This window comes from Variovorax sp. PEI5, from assembly GCF_056679935.1.
In genome coordinates, this window is the sequence record NZ_CM155257.1 from 3187983 (window position 1) to 3202900 (window position 14918).

The 14918-nt window shown below is 68.7% G+C and carries 12 protein-coding genes; 9 read left to right on the plus strand and 3 right to left on the minus strand.

Going from position 1 to position 14918, the window contains the following annotated elements:
* Positions 1-141: 141 nt before the first annotated feature.
* Positions 142-1260: a 3-deoxy-7-phosphoheptulonate synthase gene (locus tag AC1MLT_RS14625; protein ID WP_481032919.1), complete on the plus strand. Its 1119-nt coding sequence runs from the start codon at positions 142-144 to the stop codon at positions 1258-1260.
* Between the two features lie 54 nt (positions 1261-1314).
* On the opposite strand, the gene mpl is transcribed toward AC1MLT_RS14625, so the two are convergent.
* Positions 1315-2733, minus strand: coding sequence for a UDP-N-acetylmuramate:L-alanyl-gamma-D-glutamyl-meso-diaminopimelate ligase (gene mpl, locus AC1MLT_RS14630; RefSeq protein ID WP_481032920.1), 1419 nt, complete (start codon positions 2731-2733; stop codon positions 1315-1317).
* Positions 2734-2802: 69 nt separating this feature from the next.
* Here mpl and AC1MLT_RS14635 point away from each other — a divergent pair, with 69 nt between their 5' ends.
* From AC1MLT_RS14635 to AC1MLT_RS14670, 8 genes are all read left to right on the plus strand, one after another.
* On the plus strand, positions 2803-3399 hold the full coding sequence (locus tag AC1MLT_RS14635) for a hypothetical protein (protein WP_481032921.1): 597 nt from the start codon (positions 2803-2805) through the stop codon (positions 3397-3399).
* Entirely contained in the window at positions 3396-3980 is a 585-nt protein-coding gene (locus AC1MLT_RS14640; RefSeq protein WP_481032922.1) for a TlpA family protein disulfide reductase, read from the plus strand. The genes AC1MLT_RS14635 and AC1MLT_RS14640 overlap by 4 nt, the downstream gene beginning before the upstream one ends.
* A 142-nt stretch (positions 3981-4122) precedes the next feature.
* Positions 4123-4575 carry an acetyl-CoA carboxylase biotin carboxyl carrier protein gene (gene accB / locus AC1MLT_RS14645; protein WP_481032923.1) on the plus strand — a complete coding sequence of 151 codons (453 nt, stop codon included), beginning with the start codon at positions 4123-4125 and terminating at the stop codon, positions 4573-4575.
* Positions 4576-4577: 2 nt separating this feature from the next.
* The gene (gene accC, locus AC1MLT_RS14650) at positions 4578-5927 is read left to right on the plus strand and encodes an acetyl-CoA carboxylase biotin carboxylase subunit (RefSeq protein ID WP_481032924.1); all 1350 of its coding nucleotides are present in this window, start codon (positions 4578-4580) and stop codon (positions 5925-5927) included.
* A 5-nt stretch (positions 5928-5932) separates the two neighbouring features.
* Positions 5933-6817 carry a 50S ribosomal protein L11 methyltransferase gene (gene prmA, locus AC1MLT_RS14655; RefSeq protein ID WP_481032925.1) on the plus strand — a complete coding sequence of 295 codons (885 nt, stop codon included), beginning with the start codon at positions 5933-5935 and terminating at the stop codon, positions 6815-6817.
* 125 nt (positions 6818-6942) lie between these two features.
* On the plus strand, positions 6943-8253 hold the full coding sequence (locus tag AC1MLT_RS14660; RefSeq protein WP_481032926.1) for a zinc-ribbon and DUF3426 domain-containing protein: 1311 nt from the start codon (positions 6943-6945) through the stop codon (positions 8251-8253).
* A gap of 67 nt (positions 8254-8320) precedes the next feature.
* Positions 8321-9223, plus strand: coding sequence for a carbohydrate kinase family protein (locus AC1MLT_RS14665; protein ID WP_481032927.1), 903 nt, complete (start codon positions 8321-8323; stop codon positions 9221-9223).
* Positions 9224-9401: 178 nt separating this feature from the next.
* Positions 9402-10196 (plus strand): hypothetical protein, encoded by a 795-nt coding sequence (locus AC1MLT_RS14670; protein ID WP_481032928.1) that lies wholly within the window; start codon positions 9402-9404, stop codon positions 10194-10196.
* 88 nt (positions 10197-10284) lie between these two features.
* Here the strand turns inward: AC1MLT_RS14670 and AC1MLT_RS14675 are convergent, their stop codons facing one another.
* Both AC1MLT_RS14675 and AC1MLT_RS14680 read right to left on the minus strand, forming a co-directional pair.
* Positions 10285-11502: a ribonucleotide-diphosphate reductase subunit beta gene (locus AC1MLT_RS14675; protein ID WP_481032929.1), complete on the minus strand. Its 1218-nt coding sequence runs from the start codon at positions 11500-11502 to the stop codon at positions 10285-10287.
* 152 nt (positions 11503-11654) lie between these two features.
* Complete coding sequence (locus AC1MLT_RS14680) at positions 11655-14594, minus strand: ribonucleoside-diphosphate reductase subunit alpha (protein WP_481032930.1); 2940 nt, start codon at positions 14592-14594, stop codon at positions 11655-11657.
* Positions 14595-14918 lie beyond the last annotated feature (324 nt).

Sequence of the window (14918 nt, forward strand, 5' to 3'; positions counted from 1 at the left end):
GTTCCGGTTCTCCGGCGGCCTAGAGACGAGCGCGTAAAGACAAACGCACAACCCCTCTGAAAACCGCCGGTGCTCACGCCCCGGCGGTTTTTTTTTGGTTCCCCCGATTCCCTTCCATCCCCATCCTCCAGGAGCCCCGCGATGACCCATCCTTCCGCCCCGACCAGCGACAGCTGGTATGCGCACGTCGAGAAAACCAGCCAGACCGACGACGAACGCATCAAGGACATCAACGTGCTCCCGCCTCCCGAACATCTCATCCGCTTCTTCCCGATCCGTGGCACGCCGGTGGAGACGCTGATCACCGGGACGCGCCGGCGCATCCACGACATCATGGCCGGCACCGACGACCGGCTGCTGGTGATCATGGGACCCTGCTCGATCCACGACCCCGCCGCCGCGCTCGACTACGCCCGGCGCCTGAAGGCGCAGCGCGAGAAGTACGCCGACTCGCTGGAGATCGTGATGCGTGTGTACTTCGAGAAGCCGCGCACCACGGTCGGTTGGAAGGGCCTCATCAACGACCCCTACCTCGACGAGAGCTTCCGCATCGACGAGGGCCTGCGCATGGCGCGCCAGCTGCTGATCGACATCAACCGCCTGGGCCTGCCCGCGGGCAGCGAGTTCCTCGACGTCATCTCGCCCCAGTACATCGGCGACCTGATCTCGTGGGGCGCGATCGGCGCGCGCACCACCGAGAGCCAGGTGCATCGCGAACTGGCCTCGGGCATCTCGGCGCCGATCGGCTTCAAGAACGGCACCGATGGCAACATCCGCATCGCCACCGACGCCATCCAGGCGGCGGCGCGCGGGCACCACTTCCTGTCGGTGCACAAGAACGGCCAGGTCGCCATCGTGCAGACCAACGGCAACCCCGACTGCCATGTCATCCTGCGCGGCGGCAAGGCGCCCAACTACGATGCCGCCAGCGTCGCCGCGGCCTGCGACGACCTGGGATCGGCCGGGCTGGCGCCGCGGCTGATGGTCGACTGCAGCCACGCCAACAGCGCCAAGCAGCACCAGAAGCAGCTGGAGGTCGCCGCCGACATCGGCACGCAGATCGCCGGCGGCAGCCGCAGCGTCTTCGGCGTCATGATCGAGAGCCACCTGAACGCCGGGGCGCAGAAGTTCACCCCGGGCCGCGACTCGATCGGCGGTCTCGCCTATGGCCAGAGCATCACCGATGCCTGCCTGGGCTGGGACGATTCGGTGGCCGCGCTCGACACGCTGTCGCAAGCGGTTAGGGCGCGTCGCGGCTGATCCCGCGCCGATGTCGGGGTCCCGATCGCCATCGGGGGCGTCGGGGCCGGGTCCTCAGGACGCCTTCAGGGCGTCCAGCAGGCGGTCGTGGATGCCACCGAAGCCGCCGTTGCTCATGCACACGATGTGGTCGCCCGGCCGCGCCGCCGCCGCGACCTGCGCGACCAGCGGCTCGATCGCCGCGACCACCCGCGCCCGCTCTCCCAGCGGCGCCAGCGCCGAGGCCACGTCCCAGTCGAGGCCGGCGCCGTGGCAGAACGACAGGTCGGCTGCCTCCAGGCTCCAGGGCAGCTGCGCCGCCATGGCGCCGAGCTTCATGGTGTTGCTGCGCGGCTCGAGCACCGCCAGCACGCGGTCGTCGCGCCGGCCCTCGTCGTCGAGCTTGCGCCGCAGGCCGTCGAGCGTGGTGCGGATGGCGGTCGGATGGTGCGCGAAGTCGTCGTACACCGTGATCGTGCCCTCGGAGCGCGTCACCGTGCCGCGCAGTTCCATGCGCCGGCGCACGTTGCGGAAGCCGCCCAGCGCCGTGGCGGCCTCGGCCGGCGACACGCCGACGTGCTCGGCCGCGGCGATGGCGGCCAGCGCGTTCATGCGGTTGTGCTCGCCCGACAGCTCCCAGGCGACATGGCCGAGCATCCGGTCGCCGCGCACGACGTCGAAGTCGTCGTGCGCGCCGCGCGCCCACCAGCCGCTGCCGCCGTCGCCGCCGGCATCGGCGGTGGCGCCGAAGCGCACCACCTCGCTCCAGCAACCCTGCGCCAGCACGCGCCGCAGGCTGTCCTCGTTGGCATTGACGACCACGCGGCCGCTCGCCGGCACCGTGCGCACCAGGTGGTGGAACTGGCGCTCGATCGCCCCCAGGTCGTCGAAGATGTCGGCGTGGTCGAACTCCAGGTTGTTCAGGATGGCCGTGCGCGGGCGGTAGTGGACGAACTTGCTGCGCTTGTCGAAGAACGCGGTGTCGTATTCGTCGGCCTCGATGACGAAGCACGGTCCCTGGCCCAGGCGGGCCGAGACGCCGAAGTCCAATGGCACGCCGCCGACCAGGAAGCCGGGCGTCCGGCCGGCGCGCTCCAGGATCCAGGCCAGCATCGACGTGGTGGTGGTCTTGCCGTGGGTGCCGGCCACGGCCAGCACGTGGCGGCCCTGCAGCACGTGCTCGGCCAGCCATTGCGGGCCGCTCGCATAGGCGGCGCCGGCGTCGAGGATGGCTTCCATCAGGGGGAACTTGGGCGCGCCGTCGGCGCGCCGGGCACGCGAGACCACGTTGCCGATGACGAAGACATCCGGGCGCAGGGCGAGCTGGTCGGCGCCGAAGCCTTCGATGAGGTCGATGCCCAGGGCGCGCAACTGGTCGCTCATCGGCGGATAGACGCCGGCATCGCAGCCGGTGACGCGGTGGCCGGCCTCGCGCGCCAGGGCGGCGACGCCGCCCATGAAGGTGCCGCAGATGCCGAGGATGTGAATGTGCATCGGCCGATTCTAGGGACGTACCCAGGGGTCACTCCCTGCGCCGGCCGCCATGCGAGGCAGAATGGATGCATGGACACGCCCAAGCGCGAAATCGCCGCCGTCGCGGCCCGGCTCGTGGTCGAGGAGGGGCTCGAATACGGGCCCGCGAAACGTCGCGCCCTGCGCGAGATGGGGCTGAGCACGCGCACCGCGCTGCCCCACAACGACGAGGTCGAGGCCGAGGTGCGCGACTACATCCAGCTGTTCTGCGCCGACACCCAGCCGCGCGAACTGCGGGAGCTGCGGCTGCTGGCGCTGGAATGGATGGAGCGCCTGCGGCAGTTCCGCCCCTACGTCGGCGGCGCGGTCTGGCACGGCACCGCGACGCGGCTGTCCGATGTCTACATCCAGCTGTTCTGCGACGACTCCAAGTCCGCCGAGATCGCGCTGATCGACCACCACGTCGACTACGAGCCGCGCATGGTGACCGGCTTCCACGGCGAGAAGGTCGAGGCGCTGAGCGTGCATGCCACCAGTCGCGCCCTGGGCGAGGAGATCGGCGTCCATCTGCTGGTCTACGATTTCGACGACCTGCGCGGGGCCCTCAAGCCCGATGCGCAGGGCCGGGTGCCGCGCGGCGACATCGAGGCCTTGCGGCGGCTGCTGGCGCAGGAAGGGCAGGCGTGACGTCCTCCGACCTGCCGGCGGAGGACGCCGATCCGGCCGCGTCCCGTTCGCGCCGCCGCTGGCTGCTCACCGGCGGCATCGCCGCGGCGGCGCTGGGCCTGGGCGCCGGCACGGCCCTGTGGCGGCATCGCGCCGCGGCTCCGGCGGCCGGCGAGATGCTGGATCCGGCCTTCTGGTCGATGCGCTACGAGCGCCCCGAGGGCGGCGAGCTCGAGCTCGCCACGTTGCGCGGACAGCCATTGCTGGTGAACTTCTGGGCCACCTGGTGCCCGCCATGCATCGAGGAACTGCCCTTGATCGATGCCTTCTTCCGGCGCCAGTCGACGGCGGGCTGGCGGGTGGTGGGACTGGCGATCGACCGGCCCGACGCGGTGCGCCGGTTCCTGGCGGCCACGCCGGTGAGCTTTCCGATCGGGGTCGCCGGACTGGCCGGCACCGACCTGGTCCGGCGCCTGGGCAACAGCGCCGGCGGCCTGCCGTTCACGCTGGTCGTGACCGGCGACGGCCGGGTGTCGGCGCGTAAGATGGGCAAGCTCGGTCAGGCCGATCTGGATGCCTGGCGTGCACAAGTTCACAGTTAGAATTCGCCCCCGCCAGCGGCAGTTGGCGCTCAAACGCCGGAGTAGGCCGACGTAGGTCGACATAAGACGTCGAACCCTGCGGATCGCGTCTTCCTCCAGGCAACTTATTTCCGAAGGGCCGGACAACCGGCAATGGAGTCCCATGGATCTGCGCAAGCTCAAGACACTGATCGACCTGGTGTCTGAATCGAATATTTCCGAACTGGAGATCACCGAGACCGAGGGCAAGGTACGCATCGTCAAGGGTGGCATCGCCGCGCCCGTGCAGTACGTCCAGTCGGTGGCGGCACCCGCGGCCGCGCCGGTCGCCGGACCGGCCGCCGCCGCCGAGCCGGCCGCCGCCGCAGCTCCGGTGGTCACGGGCCACCTGGTCAAGTCGCCCATGGTGGGCACGTTCTATCGCTCGTCGAGCCCGGGCGCCGCGGCGTTCGTGGAGATCGGCACCCAGGTGAAGGAAGGCGACACCGTCTGCATCATCGAGGCGATGAAGATCCTCAACGAGATCGAGGCCGACAAGTCCGGCACCGTCACGCAGATCCTGGGCGACAACGGCCAGGCGGTCGAATACGGTCAGCCGCTCTTCGTCATCGAATGACCATGTTCAAGAAGATCCTGGTCGCCAACCGCGGCGAGATCGCGCTGCGCATCCAGCGGGCCTGCAGCGAGCTCGGCATCAAGGCCGTGATGGTCTATTCGGAGGCCGATCGCGACGCCAAGTACGTGAAGCTCGCGCAGGAGGCCGTGTGCATCGGCCCGGCGCCGTCGGCGCTGAGCTATCTCAACATGCCCGCCATCATCTCGGCCGCCGAGGTGACCGATGCCGAGGCCATCCACCCGGGCTACGGCTTCCTGAGCGAGAACGCCAACTTCGCCGAACGCGTCGAGCAGAGCGGCTTCCAGTTCATCGGCCCCACGCCCGAGTCGATCCGGCTGATGGGCGACAAGGTCTCGGCCAAGCAGGCCATGATCAAGTCCGGCGTGCCGTGCGTACCCGGCTCCGAGGGCGAGCTGTCCGACGACGCGGCCACCAACAAGCGCATCGCGCGCGCCATCGGCTATCCGGTCATCATCAAGGCCGCGGGCGGTGGCGGCGGGCGCGGCATGCGCGTGGTGCACACCGAGGCGGCGCTGGTCAACGCGATCCAGATGACCAAGGCGGAAGCCGGCGCGGCCTTCAACAATCCGGCCGTGTACATGGAGAAGTTCCTCCAGAACCCGCGCCACGTCGAGATCCAGATCCTCGCCGACAAGCACAAGAACGCCGTCTACCTGGGCGAGCGCGACTGCTCGATGCAGCGCCGCCACCAGAAGGTGATCGAGGAATCACCGGCCCCGGGCATCCCGCGCAAGCTGATCGAGAAGATCGGCGAGCGCTGCGCCGCGGCCTGCAAGCGCATCGGCTATCGCGGCGCCGGCACCTTCGAGTTCCTCTACGAGAACGGCGAGTTCTACTTCATCGAGATGAACACGCGCGTGCAGGTCGAGCATCCGGTGACCGAGTTCACCACCGGCATCGACATCGTGAAGACCCAGATCATGGTCGCCGCCGGCGAGAAGCTGCCGTTCACGCAGCGCCAGATCGAGATGCGCGGCCATTCCATCGAATGCCGCATCAATGCCGAGGACGCCTACAAGTTCACGCCGTCGCCGGGCCGCATCACGATGTGGCACGCGCCGGGCGGACCGGGCGTGCGGGTCGACTCGCATGTCTACACGAACTACTTCGTGCCCCCGAACTACGACTCGATGATCGGCAAGATCATCGTCCACGGCGACACCCGCGAACAGGCGCTCGCGCGCATGCGCACGGCGCTCAACGAGACCGTGGTCGAAGGCATCCAGACCAACATCCCGCTGCATCGCGAACTGATGGTCGATGCCAAGTTCATGGCCGGCGGCACCAACATCCACTACCTCGAGGAGTGGCTCGCGGCGCGGGCCCGTTGAACGCCATGTTCGAACTGCGTCTCCTGGCCGCCGAGGACCGTGTCGAGGACGTGAGCGACGCCCTCGACGCGCTCGACGCATTGAGCGTGTCGGTCGAGGACGCCGATGCCCAGACCGATGCCGAGCAGGCGTTGTTCGGCGAGCCCGGCATGCCGCCGCCCAAGGACGGCTGGCAGCGCTCGCGCGTGATCGCGCTGTTCGCCGACGAGGCCGCCGCGCGCGAGGCGGCGGACGTGCTGGTCCTGCAGGACTTCTTCGCTGGATGCCAGATCCTGGGCGTGGGCCACGTGCCCGAGCAGGACTGGGTGCGCCTGACGCAGTCGCAGTTCGCGCCGGTCGAGATCACGCCGGAGTTCTGGATCGTGCCGACCTGGCACGAGCCCCCGGCGCAGGCCAGGCGGGTGATCCGGCTCGACCCCGGACTCGCCTTCGGCACCGGCACCCATCCGACCACCCGCATGTGCCTGCGCTGGATCGCCACGCGCGCCGAGGGCCTGTCGGGCCGCGTGCTCGACTATGGCTGCGGCAGCGGCATCCTGGCGATCGGGGCGGCGAAGTTCGGCGCCACCGACCTCGACGCGGTCGACATCGATCCGGCGGCGGTCGAGGCCACGCGGCTCAATGCCGAGGCCAATGGCGTCGCGCTGGCGGCCGGCCTGCCCGATGCCGCCCGGGGCGCCTACGACATCGTGCTGGCCAACATCCTGGCGACGCCCCTGAAGGTGCTGGCGCCACTGTTGTGCGCCCACGTGAAGCCCGGCGGCGCCCTGGTGCTCGCCGGCATCCTCGAGCGGCAGGCCGACGAGCTCAAGCAGGCCTACGCGCCCCACGCGGTGCTCGAGGTCAGCGATAGCGAGGAAGGCTGGATCCTGATGACGGCGCGGTTCTGATTCCGGCGCGGACGCCACGCCCGACGTCCCGCCGCCGTCCCGCTCCCTTCCTTCTTCTCCCTTTCGATTCCCTCCGGCTGCCGCCACGGCGCACCGGCGACTCCGCTCCCGAGGATCCCCGCGCCATGAGTTCCGCCACCCGCTGCCCCGCCTGCGGCACGACCTTCCGGATCGAGCCGGAACAACTCGCGCTGGCCGACGGCTGGGCGCGTTGCGGCCGCTGCAGCACGGTCTTCGATGCGGCGGCGGAACGCCGCGAGCCCGCGGACGTCGGCATGCCGCCGGCATCGGCACCGGCGTCGGCACCGGCATCGGTGAAGGCGGCGGCATCGAGCGATGCCGATGCCTTCGCGGCGGCGTTGCTGAGCTTCGGCGGCCCGGCGCCGCTGGCATCCGTGCCAGCGACCAGCGATCGTGGCGATGCCGCCGAGGACCCGGCCGACGACGGCGACGGGACCGTGGATGCCGATCCCGGCCGCCCCGTCGACGTCGATGCGCCGGAAACCGGCGCGATGCCGGCGACGGGTGCCTTGTCGCCCTCCGCGCCGCCGATTCCCGCCGCCTTCGATCCCTGGCGCGAACTGCCCTCGCTGAGCCTGGGTCCGGACCCGGCAGTGGCATCGCCATCGCCATCGGCGGCAGTGCCGACGCCGACGCCGGCATCGTCGCCCCTCGATCCTGCGTCGCCCGTGGCCGCCCCTGGAGCCATGGCCGCCGAGGCATTGCCGGCGACGCCGCCGGCTTCGCCTGACATGCCGGACACGCCGGCGCCGCCGTGGTCGGCGCCACCCAGCGGCGCGGCAGCGGCAGCGCCCGGGTCGTCGGGCGTCCGACCGGCCGTGCGTCCGGAATCGGTGGCGCCGGCCGGCGTGATCCAGGCCGCCAGCGAGCCGCTGGGCGATGCCGACGCCGAGGGCGGCCGGTCGGCCGGCGGCCACCGACATCGCTCGTGGCGCGTGGTGCTGCTGGTGCTGGCGATCGTGCTGCTGCTGGTGCTGGCGGCCCAGCTGCTGTATCGGCAGCGCGATGCCGTCGCCGCGCGCCATCCGGCATTGCGTCCCGCGCTCGCGAGCCTGTGCCACGTCGCCGGCTGCGCGATCGGTCCGCTGCGCCGGCCGGATGCCATCGCCATCGAGGGCGCGAGCTTCACGCATGCGCAGGACGGCGATCGCTACCGGCTGGCCTTCGCCTTGCGTAACCAGGCCGACATGCCGCTCGCGATGCCGGCGATCGAGCTGTCGCTGCTCGACGCGCAGGAGCGCGCGGTGGTGCGGCGCGTGCTCCTGCCAGCGGACTTCGGCGCCGCCGGCGCGGCCCTGCCGGCGCTGTCGGAGCATGCCGGAGCCGTGTCGTTCGCGCTGGACGATGGCGCGGGCTCCGATGGCGAGCCATTGCCGCGCATCGCCGGCTATGCCATGGTCGCCTTCTATCCCTGACCGGACCCGGCGGCGCGCGATCCCGCCCGCCGCCGATCCTTCATTCCTCCTCTTCAAGGGCCTTCCCATGGCAGCAGTGATTTGCGGTTCCCTCGCGTTCGACACCATCATGAATTTCGACGGCCGGTTCGCCGACCAGATCCTGCCCGGGCAGCTGCACATCCTGAACGTCTCGTTCCTGGTGCCGGCCCTGCGGCGCGACTATGGCGGCTGCGCCGGCAACATCGCCTATGGCCTCAATGCCCTGGGTGGCCGGGCCCTGCCGATGGCCACCGTCGGCAGCGATGGCGCCGACTATGTCGCGCGACTGCGCGAGCTGGGGATCGGCACCGAGTTCGTCCGGGCGCTGGACGACACCTATACCGCCCAGTGCTTCATCACCACCGATCGCGACAACAACCAGATCACGGCCTTCCATCCCGGTGCCATGCAGCAGGCCCATCTCACGCGCATCGAGGCGCGCGAGGACATCCGCCTGGGCATCGTCTCGCCCGACGGGCGCGATGCCATGCTGCAGCATGCCGAGCAGTTCGCGGTCGCGGGCATCCCCTTCGTCTTCGATCCGGGCCAGGGCCTGCCGATGTTCGATGGTGACGAGCTCGCGCGCTTCATCGACCAGGCCGACTGGGTCACCGTCAACGATTACGAAGGCAAGATGCTGAGCGATCGCACGGGCTGGAGCCACGCGGAGATCTCGCACCGCGTGCGGGGCCTGGTCGTGACGCTGGGCGCCGAGGGCTGCGAGGTCTGGATCGATGGCGAGCGCACCCACGTGCCAGCCGTCGCGCCCGCGGCGATCGTCGATCCGACCGGCTGCGGCGATGCCTGGCGCGCCGCACTGCTGTTCGGGTTGGAGCAGGACTGGCCACTCGTGCGCTGCGCCGAACTCGGCAACCGCATGGGCGCGCTGAAGATCGCGCAGCGCGGTCCGCAGAACTACGAGGTCGACCGCGCCGCGCTCGGCCTCTGAGACGCCATCCAACGAAGAAGCCCGGCGTTCCTCTCGCGAGAAACGCCGGGCTTTGGAGGACGGGACGGGTGACGTCGCGTCACCAGTCGCCGACGCCCGCGGGCGTCGGCACCCTCCTCAGGGCTTGCCAGCCGTCGGAAAGGGCCAGGCCGCTTGCGGGTTCAGCGTGGTCTGAGCCGTGGGCGCCGTCGCGGGCGCGGCGCTGGTCTTGGCCTTCTTGGACGCCGGCTTGGCCGCCGTCGTCTTCTCGGCGGCCTTGGCGGCCGGCTTCGCGGCGGTGCTCTTGGTGGCGGTCGCGGTCTTGGTGGCCGCCGTCTTGGCGCTCGTCTTGGCCGGGGTGGCGGCCTTGGACGAGGTCTTCGTGGCGGCGGTCTTGGTCGCCGACGTCGTCTTGGCGGACGAGGTCTTCGATGCCGTGGCGGCCGGCTTCGAGGCGGTCGCCTTCTTCGCCGGTGCCTTGGAGGCCGTGGTGGAGCCGGACTTCTTGGCCGTCGCGGTGGTCGACGCGGCCTTCTTCGACGGCGTCGAGGCGGTGCTCGTCTTCTTGGCCGTGGCGGTCGTCGAGGTCGACTTCTTCGCCGCGGTCGCCGTCTTGCCGGCAGCCGCCTTCTTCGCCGGTGCCGCCTTCTTGGCCGGTGCCGCCGCCTTCTTCGCCGCCGGGGCCTTCTTCGCCGCGGGCTTGGTCGCCACCTTGGTCGCCGGCGCCTTCTTGGCCGGGGTGGTCTTGGCCGACGTCGTGGCCTTCTTGGCCGTCGCCGTCTTGGCGGTCGAAGTCTTGGCCGTCGCGGTCTTGGCCGCGTCGGTCTTCTTCTCCGGGGTCTTCTTGGCGTCGGTCTTCGCAGCCGTAGCCTTCTTTGCAGTTGCCATTTTTTTCTCCTTGATCAAGTTGAGATATCAACCTTCGGGGCACTTCGTCCGCGCTGTTGCGGACGAAGCGATGCATGGTGCTGGAGACCGGTCCCCAGCATCATGAACACCAGCGCCCCAGCCGTCTCCGTGCTCTTCGGCACGTGTCGACGGTGGGGCAATTCTTGAATGCACTTGTCGGTTCTTCGAACAATTCAATCCCAGGAGAGGGCACCGCCCGACTGGTACTCGATGACGCGGGTCTCGAAGAAGTTGCGTTCCTTCTTCAGGTCGATCATCTCGCTCATCCAGGGGAACGGGTTCTCCTCGTTCGGGAACAGCGTCTCGAGACCGATCTGCTGCGCGCGCCGGTTGGCGATGTAGCGCAGGTAGCCCTTGAACATCGAGGCGTTCATGCCCAGCACGCCGCGCGGCATGGTGTCCTCGGCGTACTGGTACTCGAGCTCGACCGCCTTCATGAAGAGGTCCTTGATCTCGGCCTTGAACTCGGCGGTCCAGAGCTGCGGGTTCTCGAGCTTCAGCTGGTTGATCAGGTCGATGCCGAAGTTGCAGTGCATCGACTCGTCGCGCAGGATGTACTGGTACTGCTCGGCGGCGCCGGTCATCTTGTTCTGCCGGCCGAGCGCCAGGATCTGCGTGAAGCCGACATAGAAGAACAGGCCCTCCATCAGGCAGGCGAACACGATGAGCGACTTGAGCAGGGTCTGGTCGGTCTCGTGCGTGCCGGTCTTGAAGTTGGGATCGCTGATCGCCTCGATGAAGGGGATCAGGAACTCGTCCTTGTTGCGGATCGAGGGCACCTCGTTGTAGGCGTTGAAGATCTCGCTCTCGTCCAGACCCAGCGACTCGACGATGTACTGGTAGGCGTGCGTGTGGATCGCTTCCTCGAAGGCCTGGCGCAGCAGGAACTGGCGGCACTCGGGCGCCGTGATGTGGCGGTACGTGCCCAGCACGATGTTGTTGGCGGCCAGCGAATCGGCGGTGACGAAGAAGCCGAGGTTGCGCTTGACGATGCGGCGCTCGTCCTCGGTCAGTCCGTTCGGGTCTTTCCACAGCGCGATGTCGCGCGTCATGTTCACTTCCTGCGGCATCCAGTGGTTGGCGCAGGTGGCGAGGTACTTCTCCCAGGCCCACTTGTACTTGAAGGGCACCAGCTGGTTGACGTCGGTCTGGCCGTTGATGATGCGCTTGTCGGCGGCATTGACGCGGCGCGCGACGGCGGGCTGGGACGTGGCAGGGAGGGCGGAAGCCGGAGGGGTCGCGCTGTCGGCGCTGCGTGCCGGGGGGGTGATCGGCGAAGTCGGGAGTGCCGACGAACGCGCGGCGGGCGCGCCGTTGGGCGATGTGTGATGCAACCCTTGCTGCATGTCCTTCGATGAGGATGGCTTGACTTCTTCGTCCCAGGTCAACATAGAAAAATCCAGTGCTCAAATTATGTGAGCAACGATGCGAGTTGCAAAGAGTTCGACTCGTACCGTGCTCTGATTATCTCGTGCGAAACCCGTTCTCGGACAGCGTGATCTTGTCAGGCGATGCCGCGAACGAGCTTCGATTCATGCCGACGTCACTGGCACGCTTCGCAGGTCGGATCGTCGACGCCGCAGAACGCGATGTCGGTCGCGGGCATGGCGGCGAGCTGCGCCTGCGCGGCCAGCGCGGCGGCCTCCAGGGCGCTCGGCGCCGCGGCGTTCGGGGCCATGGCGGAGGCATTGCCGCCACCCGACGTCACGGCGTTGAGCCGGCCCGACTGCACGGTGGATTTCTCCGCGTGCGTGGCGCTCTGCGTGCGCAGGTAGTAGGTGGTCTTCAGGCCGCGCAGCCAGGCCAGCTTGTAGGTCTCGTCGAGCTTCTTGCCCGATGCGCCGGCCATGTAGATGTTGAGCGACTGCGCCTGGTCGATCCATTTCTGGCGCCGCGCCGCGGCCTCGACCAGCCACTTCGTCTCGACCTCGAACGCCGTGCCGTAGAGCGCCTTGATGTCCTGCGGCACGCGGTCGATGGGACGCAGCGAACCGTCGAAGTGCTTGAGGTCCATGACCATCACGTCGTCCCACAGGCCCAGGCGCTTGAGGTCGCGCACCAGGTAGTGGTTGATGACGGTGAACTCGCCCGAGAGGTTCGACTTGACCGACAGGTTGCCGAAGCACGGCTCGATCGAGGCGTCGACGCCGATGATGTTGGAGATGGTCGCGGTCGGGGCGATGGCCACGCAGTTGGAGTTGCGCATGCCGTCGGCCTTGATCTTGCGACGCAGCGCGTCCCAGTCGAGCGTGACCGAGCGGTCGACCTCGACATAGCCGCCACGGGCCTGCTCGAGCATGTCGAGCGTGTCGATCGGCAGCACGCCCTGGTCCCACAGCGAGCCCTTGTAGCTGGAGTACTTGCCGCGTTCCTTGGCCAGATCGGTGGAGGCCCAGTAGGCGTGGTAGCAGATGGCTTCCATCGAGCGATCGGCGAACTCCACCGCTTCCTGCGAGGCGTAGGGGATGCGCAGCGCATAGAGCGAATCCTGGAAGCCCATCAGGCCCAGGCCGACCGGGCGGTGGCGCAGGTTGGAGTCGCGCGCCTTCTTGACGGCGTAGTAGTTGATGTCGATCACGTTGTCGAGCATGCGCATCGCCGTGGAGATGGTGCGCTTGAGCTTCTCCTGATCGACCTGGCCGTCCTTCAGGTGCTGCAGCAGGTTCACCGAACCCAGGTTGCAGACGGCGGTCTCGGTGTCGCTGGTGTTCAGCGTGATCTCGGTGCAGAGGTTCGACGAGTGGACGACGCCGGCGTGCTGCTGCGGCGAGCGCACGTTGCAGGCGTCCTTGAAGGTGATCCAGGGATGACCGGTCTCGAACAGCATCGTGAGCATCTTGCGCCACAGGTCGCTCGCCGGCACGGTGCGCGAGGGCGAGATCTCGCCGCGCGCGGCCTTGGCCTCGTAGGCCACGTAGGCGGTCTCGAAGGCGCTGCCGAAGAGATCGTGCAGGTCGGGCACGTCGTTGGGCGAGAACAGCGTCCACTGGCCCTTCTCCATCACGCGGCGCATGAAGAGGTCGGGGATCCAGTTGGCGGTGTTCATGTCGTGCGTGCGGCGGCGGTCGTCGCCGGTGTTCTTGCGCAGTTCCAGGAACTCCTCGATGTCGAGGTGCCAGGTCTCCAGGTAGGTGCAGACCGCGCCCTTCCTCTTGCCGCCCTGGTTCACGGCCACGGCCGTGTCGTTGACCACCTTCAGGAACGGCACCACGCCCTGCGACTCGCCATTGGTGCCCTTGATGTGGCTGCCCAGCGCCCGCACGCGGGTCCAGTCGTTGCCCAGGCCGCCGGCGAACTTCGACAGCAGCGCGTTCTCCTTGATCGACTCGTAGATGCCGTCGAGGTCGTCGGGCACGGTGGTCAGGTAGCACGAGGACAGCTGCGAGCGCAGCGTGCCGGCGTTGAACAGCGTCGGCGTGCTGGACATGAAGTCGAACGACGACAGCACCTCGTAGAACTCGATGGCGCGCGCCTCGCGGTCCACTTCGCCGAGCGACAGGCCCATCGCCACGCGCATGAAGAAGGCCTGCGGCAGTTCGATGCGCGACTTGCGCACGTGCAGGAAGTAGCGGTCGTAGAGCGTCTGCAGGCCGAGGTAGTCGAACTGCAGGTCGCGCTCGGCCTTGAGCGCGCCGGCCAGGCGCGGCAGGTCGAACTGCAGCAGCTTCTCGTCGAGCAATTCGTGGTCGACGCCCTTCTTGATGAACTGCGGGAAGTAGTCGACATAGGCCTGGGTGCGCTCGGTGGGCATCACCTCGCGGCCGATGATCTCCTTGAAGATCGTGTGCAGCAGCAGGCGCGCGGTGGCGAAGGTGTAGTCGGGGTCCTTCTCGATCAGCGTGCGGGCCGCCAGGATCGAGGCCTTGTAGACCTCGTCGAGCGGCACGCCGTCGTAGAGGTTGCGCATCGTCTCGGCGACGATCGGCGCGGCCGTGATGCTCTCGCCGAGGTTCTCGCAGGCCGATTCGATCAGGCCCTTGAGCTCGTCCATGTCGAGCGCGACGCGCTGGCCGCCGTCGAGCACGTGCAGGGCCGGCGCGGCCGGGGTCTCCTGCGCGACCTGGCGGGCGCGCTCCTGCGTGCGGCGCTCGCGATAGAGCACATAGGCGCGGGCGATCTCGTGATGGCCGCCGCGCATCAGGCCGAGCTCGACCTGGTCCTGCACGTCCTCGATGTGGAAGGTGCCGCCACCCGGACGCGAGCGCACCAGGGCGCGCACGACGGCCTGGGTCAGCGTGTCGACGGTCTCGCGCACGCTGGCCGAGGCCGCGCCCTGCGTGCCATGCACGGCCAGGAAGGCCTTCATCATGGCCACGGCGATCTTGTTGGGTTCGAAGGGCACCACGGCGCCATTGCGGCGGATGATCTGGTAGTGCGAGAGGGCGTCGGCCGAAGGCGCGCCGGCGGTGTCGCGCAGCGGGGTGGCACTGGTCTTCGACGCCGGGGCGCGAGACGTGGAGGGGGTGTTCAGGGCAGATTGCATGAGGTCCTCTGAAAGAAATTCCGAAAGGGGCGGCAGCTTGGCGTGGAGCGAGGCTGCGACGGCGCCGGCGAGGCGCCGGCCAGGACCGCCGGACGGTGTGTGTCGGGCAGAGGAGGCACTATATCTGGTGTCCGTCGTCGCCGTGAACACTACCTGTAGTGTTTTGACGTCGTTCCATGCCGCTTCGACGCGGGCCTGGATGACGCTCGTGTGACTTCCTGCCGCATCACTTCTGGATCGTCGCCCCGCAGGCCCCGCCAATGCTGGGTTTCAAGCCGTTTTCGCGCTGCAGGGCGCATGGCGACTGGACCTCGCGACGTGTCA

Coding starts and splice junctions, on each gene's coding strand:
- accB (WP_481032923.1), top strand. CDS start 4,123: ATGGATCTGCGCAAGCTCAAGACACTGATCGACCTGGTGTCTGAATCG.
- AC1MLT_RS14635 (WP_481032921.1), top strand. CDS start 2,803: ATGGACACGCCCAAGCGCGAAATCGCCGCCGTCGCGGCCCGGCTCGTG.
- AC1MLT_RS14625 (WP_481032919.1), top strand. CDS start 142: ATGACCCATCCTTCCGCCCCGACCAGCGACAGCTGGTATGCGCACGTC.
- AC1MLT_RS14660 (WP_481032926.1), top strand. CDS start 6,943: ATGAGTTCCGCCACCCGCTGCCCCGCCTGCGGCACGACCTTCCGGATC.
- AC1MLT_RS14680 (WP_481032930.1), bottom strand. CDS start 14,594: ATGCAATCTGCCCTGAACACCCCCTCCACGTCTCGCGCCCCGGCGTCG.
- mpl (WP_481032920.1), bottom strand. CDS start 2,733: ATGCACATTCACATCCTCGGCATCTGCGGCACCTTCATGGGCGGCGTC.
- accC (WP_481032924.1), top strand. CDS start 4,578: ATGTTCAAGAAGATCCTGGTCGCCAACCGCGGCGAGATCGCGCTGCGC.
- prmA (WP_481032925.1), top strand. CDS start 5,933: ATGTTCGAACTGCGTCTCCTGGCCGCCGAGGACCGTGTCGAGGACGTG.
- AC1MLT_RS14675 (WP_481032929.1), bottom strand. CDS start 11,502: ATGTTGACCTGGGACGAAGAAGTCAAGCCATCCTCATCGAAGGACATG.
- AC1MLT_RS14665 (WP_481032927.1), top strand. CDS start 8,321: ATGGCAGCAGTGATTTGCGGTTCCCTCGCGTTCGACACCATCATGAAT.